At 71.7% G+C, this 7,989-nt stretch carries 9 protein-coding genes; 6 read left to right on the top strand and 3 right to left on the bottom strand.

Annotation, left to right across the window (positions count from 1 at the left end; all coding sequences use genetic code 11):
* Positions 1 to 230: 230 nt before the first annotated feature.
* The gene (locus M0P34_RS11570; protein ID WP_291499227.1) at positions 231 to 575 is read right to left on the bottom strand and encodes an iron hydrogenase small subunit; all 345 of its coding nucleotides are present in this window, start codon (positions 573 to 575) and stop codon (positions 231 to 233) included.
* A gap of 19 nt (positions 576 to 594) precedes the next feature.
* Positions 595 to 1,926: a [FeFe] hydrogenase, group A gene (locus M0P34_RS11565; protein WP_291499225.1), complete on the bottom strand. Its 1,332-nt coding sequence runs from the start codon at positions 1,924 to 1,926 to the stop codon at positions 595 to 597.
* A 213-nt stretch (positions 1,927 to 2,139) separates the two neighbouring features.
* Here M0P34_RS11565 and M0P34_RS11560 point away from each other — a divergent pair, with 213 nt between their 5' ends.
* Entirely contained in the window at positions 2,140 to 2,892 is a 753-nt protein-coding gene (locus M0P34_RS11560) for a TlyA family RNA methyltransferase (protein ID WP_291499223.1), read from the top strand.
* A 224-nt stretch (positions 2,893 to 3,116) separates the two neighbouring features.
* On the opposite strand, the gene M0P34_RS11555 is transcribed toward M0P34_RS11560, so the two are convergent.
* The gene (locus tag M0P34_RS11555; protein ID WP_291499221.1) at positions 3,117 to 3,938 is read right to left on the bottom strand and encodes a rhodanese-like domain-containing protein; all 822 of its coding nucleotides are present in this window, start codon (positions 3,936 to 3,938) and stop codon (positions 3,117 to 3,119) included.
* Positions 3,939 to 4,088: 150 nt separating this feature from the next.
* On the opposite strand from M0P34_RS11555, the gene M0P34_RS11550 reads away from it, so the two are divergent.
* The 5 genes from M0P34_RS11550 to M0P34_RS11530 form a co-directional block, all read left to right on the top strand.
* Positions 4,089 to 4,622 carry a rhodanese-like domain-containing protein gene (locus M0P34_RS11550; protein ID WP_291499219.1) on the top strand — a complete coding sequence of 178 codons (534 nt, stop codon included), beginning with the start codon at positions 4,089 to 4,091 and terminating at the stop codon, positions 4,620 to 4,622.
* A complete protein-coding gene (locus M0P34_RS11545) occupies positions 4,619 to 5,440 on the top strand; it encodes a MauE/DoxX family redox-associated membrane protein (RefSeq protein ID WP_291499217.1) in 822 nt (273 codons plus the stop codon). Before M0P34_RS11550 ends, M0P34_RS11545 begins: the two co-directional genes overlap by 4 nt.
* 977 nt (positions 5,441 to 6,417) lie before the next feature.
* On the top strand, positions 6,418 to 7,110 hold the full coding sequence (locus tag M0P34_RS11540) for a methyltransferase domain-containing protein (RefSeq protein WP_291499215.1): 693 nt from the start codon (positions 6,418 to 6,420) through the stop codon (positions 7,108 to 7,110).
* A gap of 26 nt (positions 7,111 to 7,136) precedes the next feature.
* Positions 7,137 to 7,556, top strand: a complete 420-nt coding sequence (nikR, locus tag M0P34_RS11535; RefSeq protein ID WP_291499213.1) for a nickel-responsive transcriptional regulator NikR — start codon at positions 7,137 to 7,139, stop codon at positions 7,554 to 7,556.
* Between the two features lies 1 nt (position 7,557).
* A partial coding sequence (locus tag M0P34_RS11530; RefSeq protein WP_291499229.1) for a GTP cyclohydrolase, FolE2/MptA family occupies positions 7,558 to 7,989 on the top strand: 432 nt, incomplete at its 3' end.

Here is a 7,989-nt window from a genome sequence, read left to right as displayed (position 1 = left end):
GGGGGGGGGGGGGGGGGGCGTGCTGCGGGACAGCGAGGCGGGGGGCCGCGGGGGCGGCGGTCAGGGCGGGGGCCGCGTCCCGGGGCGGGGAGAGGGGCCTGGTTGTGCGGGGGGGAGGAGAGCCGGGGCGCGGGCTGGCTGGGTGTCCGGGGGGGGGCAGGAGAGCCGGGGGAGGGGGGCCCTTGGGTCAGACGCCTTGGCGTCCTCCACTCAGGCCGGGAGGCGGGAGACTACAGCTTCAGGGCCACGCCCTTGGCCTTGAGGGCCTCGACAGCCGCGCCGCGCTCCACATAGTGGGTGTGCAGCAGGCGGTGGGACATGTGGCCGCAGGGGCCGTCATGCAGGAAGCCCTTTTCGTGGTTGTAGAGCTTCTGGACCATGGGGTTGTCCTGGGATTTGCGGATCTTGTAGACCTTGGCGTCGGCCTCGTACACGGACTGCTGGCGCAGGCCGACGTAGCCGCCGACGCTGGCGATGGCCGAGCCGGCGAAACGCAGGCCGACGATGGTGTAGCCGGTCACGATGGCGGCGGCCTTGATGAAGCCGCGTCGGGACATGGTGGCAATGCCGCTCATGGTTTGTCCTCCTGGCGGGTTAGGCGGTGCGGTGCGCGTAGCGCTTGGTGATCCGGGCCACGGCGTTCTGGAACAGCGACGCGCGCAGGGACGGGTCGATGGGCTGGCCGCCGCCGTTCACGCATCCGCCGGGGCAGGTCATGATCTCGATGAAGTGGTAGGGCGACTTGCCCGCGCGCACCTCTTCGCACAGCTTGGCCGCGTTCTGCAGGCCGCTGGCCACGGCGACCTTCACCGTGCCGAAGTTCGGCACTTCCACGTCGGCGGTGTTGATGCCCTCGTGGGTGCGCACGACCTTGATGTCCGGGTTGGCCAGCTTCTGGCCCGAGAGCACCTCGTAGGCCAGGCGCAGGGCCGCTTCCATCACGCCGCCGGAGTTGCCGAAGATGGTCGCCGCGCCGGTGGACATGCCCAGCACCGGGTCGGGCTGCACGTCGGGCAGCTCGTTGAAGTTGATGCCCGCGGCCTTGATCATGTAGGCCAGCTCGCGGGTGTCGATGGTCGCGTCGATGTCGCGGAAGCCGCTGTCGCACATTTCGGGGCGCAGGCCCTCGAATTTCTTGGCGATACAGGGCATGATGGACACGGTGTAGATCTTCTTGCCCTCGACGTGGACCTCATGGGCGCCGTAGGTCTTGGCCAGCGGGCCGAGCATGCCGATGGGCGACTTGCAGCTCGACACGTTGGGCAGCAGGTCGGGGTAGAAGCTCTCGACGAACTTGACCCAGCCCGGGCAGCAGGACGTGAACTGCGGCAGGGGCCGCGCGTTGGGCTTGCCCTGCTCCTGCACGCGCTGGATGAGCTCGGTGCCTTCTTCCATGATGGTCACGTCGGCGGTGAACTCGTTGTCCCAGACATAGTCGAAGCCCAGGGCCTTGAGGGCCGCGTGCATCTTGCCGCCGACGTAGGCGCCGGTGGGGTTGCCGAAGCACTCGCCCAGGCCGTAGCGCACGGCGGGGGCGGGCATGGAGATGACGATGGTGTCCGGGTCGCGCAGTTTCTCGAAGATCTCGTCGACGTAGGACACGCCCTCGTAGATGGCGCCGAAGGGGCAGTTGACCAGGCACTGGCCGCAGTTCACGCACGCGGCGGGGTTGACAACCTGGCGGATGCCGTCGTCGTTGATGGCCTGGATGACGCCGGTGGGACACACTTCGTCGCATGTGCCGCAGGCTTCGCACTTGGTGGCATCGACCTGGACGAAATACACGTTCGCCGGATCGACGCCCTTGGGCGCGTTGCTTTGATAGAAGACGCCTTCGATCTCCCTCATCGTTCCCTCCTTGACTGGTTGAATGGAAGAAAGATCCACAGGGGCCACGGGCGGGCTCTGAGCCCTGCAACCTGCCATAGGCAGACCTCCTTGGGAGCGCCACCGCAGCGGCGCGTTGCGGTGATTAATTCAAAAACTGTAACACGAATCGTCGATAGTATGAAAATGTTCAACCGTCAAGGGGCGATGGGAATTTTCATCGGCCGGACGGGCCTTGCAATGGCCCGGACCTTGGGGCATGAACCGGGCAGCGCCGCGTTGCGTTTCCGAACCGTCCACCCCGGAGTTTGTGTGCCCCCGAAAATCCGCGCCGATCAGCTCCTGTTCCAGCAGGGTCTTGCCGACAGCCGCGAGAAGGCCAAGCGCCTGATCATGGCCGGGCAGGTGCGCATGGAGCAGGGCGGGCGCATGGTTCCCGTGCCCAAGCCGGGCCACCCCCTGCCCGAGGACACGGCCCTGGAGGTGGAGGGCGGGCGGCGTTTCGTCTCGCGCGGGGCCTACAAGCTGCTGACGGCCATCGAGCACTTCGGCATCGACCCCGCCGGGCTCGTCTGCCTGGACGCCGGGGCGTCCACGGGCGGGTTCACCGACTGCCTGCTGCAACACGGGGCCGCGCGGGTCTACGCCGTGGACGTGGGCTACGGCCAGCTCGACCAGAGCCTGCGCCAGGACCCCCGGGTGGTGAACCTGGAGCGCGTGAACCTGCGCCTGGCGCCGCAGGACCTGATTCCCGAGGCGGTGGACCTGGTGGTGGCCGACGTGTCGTTCATTTCCCTGACGAAGGTGCTCGGGCCGTGCCTGCGTTTCCTGCGGCCCGGGGGGCGGGTGGCGGCGCTGGTCAAGCCGCAGTTCGAGGTCGGCCCCGGGGGCACGGACAAGGGCGTGGTCCGCGACGAAGCCGCGCGGCGCGCCGCCGTGGACGGCGTTCTGGACTTTTGCACCGCCGGGCTGGGGCTGGTGTTCCTGGGCGAGGTGCCCTCGCGCATCAAGGGGCCCAAGGGCAACCAGGAGTACATCGTATACCTGGAAAAGCCTGCGGGCTGAGGCCCGCCAGGGGCTTCGGGGCGGCTGGCGCGAGGCCGGGCCCCCGCGCCGCACGGCGCGGGGGCCCGGCGCGTTTCGGGGGCCGGGCTGGCGCCGGCGTCCGCACACTGCGTCCGCGTTTCTCCCGCATGCCGTCGCGGGGTCGGGGCGCTCCTTTCTTCAGATTTCCGGATGATTGCGAAGGCGCTGCACCGGCCGGGCCGGGCGGGGCGCCCCGGGCGCCCTCAGCCGCGGTCCAGGCGGTCCAGCAGGCTGCCCAGGGCTTTCAGGTGCCCGCGCTCCTCGTCGGCCAGCGCGCCGAACAGGGCGCGGGCCCCGGGGCTCCCGGCGCGGGCGGCGCAGCGCGCGTAGAGGTCCAGGGCCTGGGCCTCGAACATCATGCCCGCCTCCAGCACCCCGCGCGGGTCGGCCAGGTCCGGGCCGTGCAGGGCCAGGAACTCGGCGGCGGTCAGCCCGCCCTCCAGCGGGGCGTCCGGGGGCGTAGCCCCGGCCTGGGGGCCGTCCGTTCCGGCGGCGCAGCCCGGGGTCCTGCGGCATTGTTCCAGCAGCCGGACCTTGTGGTGTTCCTCGAAGCCCGCCAGGCGCGACAGCAGGGCGGCGGCTTCGGGGGGCGCCTGCGCGGCCGCGTCGGCGTAGAACCGGCCCAGGGCGGCCTCCATGCTCCAGGCCCGGGCCAGAACCAGGGCCGGGTCGCCATCGGCGGGCAGGGCACGCAGCCCTGCGCCGCCGTGGCCCGCGGCTACGGCGCCCTCCCAGGCGAGAAGCCCGCCCTCGAGGTTGATCGCGTCGCCGAAGCCCCGGGCGGCGAGCATGGCCGCGGCCGCCGCGCTGCGGCTGCCGCTGCGGCAGTAGGCCAGCACCGGGCGCCCCGGGTCCAGCTCGCCCAGGCGCCCGTCGAGGTCGCCCAGGGGGATGTGCAGGGCGCCGGGCAGGTGCGCCTGGGCGTATTCCCCGTCCTGGCGCACGTCCAGGAGGGTGTGGTCGTCCTGCCTGCGCGCGGCCAGCCAGCTTCGGGCCTGGTCCGGCCCCATGCCCCGGTATTGCATTGTCGTCCTCCCGGCGGGGGTCCCCGCATGGTCTGATTTCCTTCTAGCCCTTTCCCGGCGCGGGTTCCAGGCAAAAACATGTTTGCCCCTGCGCGCCGAAGCGGGTATACCCCTGAAACCGAACGAACACACCGGCCCCGGAGGATTCCCATGCCGTCCCTGTCCGCGCCGAAGACCCTGCTGCTCGAAGCGCTGCTCCTGCTGGCCCTGGCCGCCGCCCTGGCCGCCGCCGTGAACATGTCGCGCCCCGTGCCGCTGCCCTGGCTGGGCAGCGGGCTGCCCGAGGCCCCGGCCGCCCCCGCCCCCGCAGGCGACCCCGCCGCCCCGTCGCAAGACGCCGCCGTGCGCGAGGTGCCCGAGGTGGATACCGCCCGGGCCCTGGCCCTGCACGCCGCCGGGCAGGCCCGCTTCGTGGACGCCCGCTTCGCCGAGGATTACCTGCTGGGGCACATCCCCGGCGCCCTGAACGTGGCCCCCGGCCTGTTCGAGGACGACATAAGGGCCCTTTTGGGCGACCCCGACCCCGGGCGGCCCCTGGTGCTGTATTGCGGCTCGCCCGCCTGCGCCATGAGCCACGAGCTGGCGCTGTTCCTGGCCTATATGGGCTATGAGGCCCTGAGCGTGTACGCCGGGGGCCTGAGCGAATGGGTCGCCGCCGGCGGCCCGGTGGAGGTGACCCAATGAGCGCCGCTTTCGTCGCGCTGCGCGTGCTGTTCGGGCTGGTCTTCCTGGCTGCCGCCGTGTCCAAGGCGGCCTGGCCCGTGGAGTTCGCCGTCATAGTGGCCAACTACCAGATCCTGCCCGACGCGCTGGTGAATCCCGTGGCCCTGCTGCTGCCCTGGGTGGAGATAGTCTGCGGCGCGGCCCTGGTGGCCGGGGTCTGGCCCCGGGGCGCCTCCCTTGTGCTGGGTGGGCTTCTGGTCGTCTTCCTGGCGGCCCTGGGCTTCAACGTCATGCGCGGACTGTCCGTGCAGTGCGGCTGTTTTACCGTGTCGCCCCAGGCCGATGTCTCCATGCACGCGGATATGATCCGCGACGCAGTGGTCCTGGCCGTGGGGCTGCTGGTCTTCGGCCATGCCGTGTGGGAGGAGCGCAGGCGCCGGGCCTCGGCGCGCTTCTGGGAGGTCTTTTCGCGTCCGGCGGGTGCGGGTGTGCCCGGCGGGGGCAGTGCCGCCCCGGGCGGGACGCTTGTGCTCGGCGGCGCGGCAGCGCCCTCGCGGCCCGGGGACGCCGACCCGGCGCAGCGGGCCTCCGGGCCCGATCCGGTATTCGCCGCCCCCGAGGCCGCCGCTGCCCTGGCCCTGGAAACCCAACGGGAAGAGGGCCGGGCCGAAGATGCCCCGTCGGCTCCGCCCCGGGCGGGCGAGGCCCCCGAAGCCCCCGGCACCCTCGAAGCCCCGGGCTCTCCCCAGGCGCCCGGCGCGGCCGTGACTCCGGAATCCCCCGGTGCGTCGGCCGACGCCCAGACCCCCGGCGACGACGAGGACACCCGGAAGTTCTAGTCCCGCCCCGCGCCCGCGTCCGGGGTTCATGGCGCCGCGCTGCCCCCCGTCCCACGCCCGCGCCGGGGGTGGCGGCCGCGCAGCGACGGCGAGAAGAGCCTGCGGCCCCGCCCCTGCGCCGGGGAAGGGTGCCGCCGCAACGAAGGGTCGCGCGGCTTCGGGCCTCGGGCCCGCCCCGCGTCCGCGGCCGGGGGCATCCGGGCTGAAACCGGGAAGTCCATCGCCCAGGCGCAGGCCCGCCCTTGCGCCCGGATGCGCCTGGCGCCGCTGTCAATGCCACCGGCCCCCCGCGCCCGGGCTGCTTCCCCCCGCACGTCCCGGGGAGGCATGCCCCCCGTGCCTGGGCTGTGCCGCCCGCGCGGCTGGCGCCTGCGCAATTAGCGTCATGGCCCGCCCCCGCGCCGAACTGCGCCCCAAACGATCCTGCCGCCAGCCAGGGGACGGCCCGCGCCGCGTCCCGCTGGCGGCCGCGTTCCGGGGCTCGCGCCCGTGCCCGGCGCCCTGTGTCCATCGTTGGGCGCTGCCTGTCCGAGGCCCGGGACGCGCCGGTTGGCAGTGTGCGGGCCCTGGCCCGCCGCCGGTTTCCTCCCGTCCGTCGGATACCCCGTCGGCGGCGTTTGGGCGTCTCCAGCGTTTGCTGCGTTTCCCTCCCGGCGCCCAGCCCAACGCCGCCCTCTGCGCCCAGCCCAACGCCGCCCCCTTGCGCGCGACCCAACACCGCCGCCTTGCGCGCGACCCAACACCGCCTCCCCCTGCGCCCGGCTTGGCGTCGGCCTGGCCGCTGCCGTTCCGGCCGGGGTCGGGCCGGATACCTCCTTTTCTGACATTTTTCTTCGTTTTTTCCGGTGTTTCCGGCAAAATCGTTTGACCGCGTGTTACTGCGGGTGTATTTTCCCGCAAGAACGCGCGTCTTATCGGCACGCCTTCCGGCCGGGGAGTCCCGCCGGGCGGGCGCGCCCCGCGCCCAGGAGCGGCCCATGCAGAACGATTCCCGGCCCACGCAGGCCGCGCCGTCCTCCGAGCGGCTCATGCCCGTCGTCGGCGGGCGCACCTGGGTGGTGGAGCGCCGGGGCGACCTGGAAGCCATGTGGCGCCAGCTCGGCGAGGCGGACTTCGGGCCCGACGAGCGCATGCCCTACTGGGTGGAGCTGTGGCCGTCGAGCCTGGCCCTGGGGCGCTGGCTGTCCGGGCAGGCCGGGGCCCTGGCCGGGCGCCTTTGCGTGGACATCGGCTGCGGCCTGGGGCTCACGGCCATGATCGGCGCCGGGCTCGGGGCGCGGGTGCTGGCCTTCGACTACGAGTTCGCCCCGCTGCCTTTTGCGCGGCGCAGCGCGGCCCTGAACGGCGTGCCCCAGCCGCTGTGGGTCCAGATGGACTGGCGCGCCCCGGCCCTGGCGCCCGGGTGCGCGGCCTTCGCCTGGGGCGGCGACGTGATGTACGAGCTGCGTTTCGTTGAGCCGGTCACGGCCCTGCTGGAGCATGTCCTGGCGCCCGGGGGCCGGGCCTGGATCGCCGAGCCGGGGCGCTCCATCCGCGAGCCTTTCCTGGCGCACGCCGCCGAGCGGGGCTTTTCGTGCTCGCGGGCGCTCACCGAACGCTTCGAGCACCAGGGCCATCCGGTGACGGTGCACATCCTCGAACTGCGAAAAAACGACGGCCCCCGATCCTAGGCGGGCCGCCCAACCGTGGAGGATTTATGGGCAAGACCATCCGTTTCGGCGTCTCCCTGGATTCCGACCTGCTGGACAAGTTCGACCAGCTTTGCGAGGAGCAGAGCTACCAGACCCGCTCCGAGGCCATCCGCGACCTGATCCGCAACCATCTGGTGCGCCGCGAATGGGAGGACACGGACAAGGAAATCGCCGGGTCGCTGACCATGGTCTACGACCACCACCAGTCCAACCTGTCCCAGCGGCTGACCGAGCTCCAGCACGAGGCCCACGACATCATCCTGTCCTCCCTGCATGTGCACCTGGACCACGACAACTGCCTGGAGGTCCTGGTGCTCAAGGGCCAGGGCGACGTGGTGCGCATGCTCGGCCAGAAGCTCATTTCCACCAAGGGCGTGAAGCACGGCAAGCTTTGCCTGACCACCACAGGGGAGAATCTTGTCTGACATGAAGGACGTGCAGAGCGGCCCGGCGGAAGTGGCCATGCCCATCGACCGCGTCGGGGTCAAGAACCTCCAGCTTCCCGTGCGCGTGCGCTCGCGCGACCAGCAGGGCGCCGTGCAGCACACCGTGGCCGAGGTGGACCTCTCGGTGGACCTGCCCGCCGAGTTCAAGGGCACGCACATGAGCCGCTTCATCGAGGCCCTCCAGCAGTGGGGCGAGGACCTGGGCTACGCCAGCTTCAAGAATCTGCTGGAAAGCGTGCGCACCCGGCTGGCGGCTCGCCGTGCGCACATCCTGTTCCGTTTTCCGTATTTCCTGCAACGCCGCGCCCCGGAGTCGGGCAGCCCCGCGACCATGAACTACGCCTGCATGCTCCAGGGCGAGCTGGAGGGCGGGCGGCTGGCCTTCATGCTCGGGGTGGACGTGCCGGTGATG

This window comes from Desulfocurvus sp., from assembly GCF_023230885.1.
Classification (GTDB): domain Bacteria; phylum Desulfobacterota; class Desulfovibrionia; order Desulfovibrionales; family Desulfovibrionaceae; genus Desulfocurvus.
This window is presented reverse-complemented; position numbering and strand designations above follow the sequence as displayed.

Bases quoted from the DNA above. Each gene is read 5' to 3' on its own strand.
- M0P34_RS11545 (WP_291499217.1), top strand. From the start codon at position 4,619: ATGAGCGCCGCTTTCGTCGCGCTGCGCGTGCTGTTCGGGCTGGTCTTC.
- M0P34_RS11550 (WP_291499219.1), top strand. From the start codon at position 4,089: ATGCCGTCCCTGTCCGCGCCGAAGACCCTGCTGCTCGAAGCGCTGCTC.
- M0P34_RS11570 (WP_291499227.1), bottom strand. From the start codon at position 575: ATGAGCGGCATTGCCACCATGTCCCGACGCGGCTTCATCAAGGCCGCC.
- nikR (WP_291499213.1), top strand. From the start codon at position 7,137: ATGGGCAAGACCATCCGTTTCGGCGTCTCCCTGGATTCCGACCTGCTG.
- M0P34_RS11555 (WP_291499221.1), bottom strand. From the start codon at position 3,938: ATGCAATACCGGGGCATGGGGCCGGACCAGGCCCGAAGCTGGCTGGCC.
- M0P34_RS11565 (WP_291499225.1), bottom strand. From the start codon at position 1,926: ATGGCAGGTTGCAGGGCTCAGAGCCCGCCCGTGGCCCCTGTGGATCTT.
- M0P34_RS11540 (WP_291499215.1), top strand. From the start codon at position 6,418: ATGCAGAACGATTCCCGGCCCACGCAGGCCGCGCCGTCCTCCGAGCGG.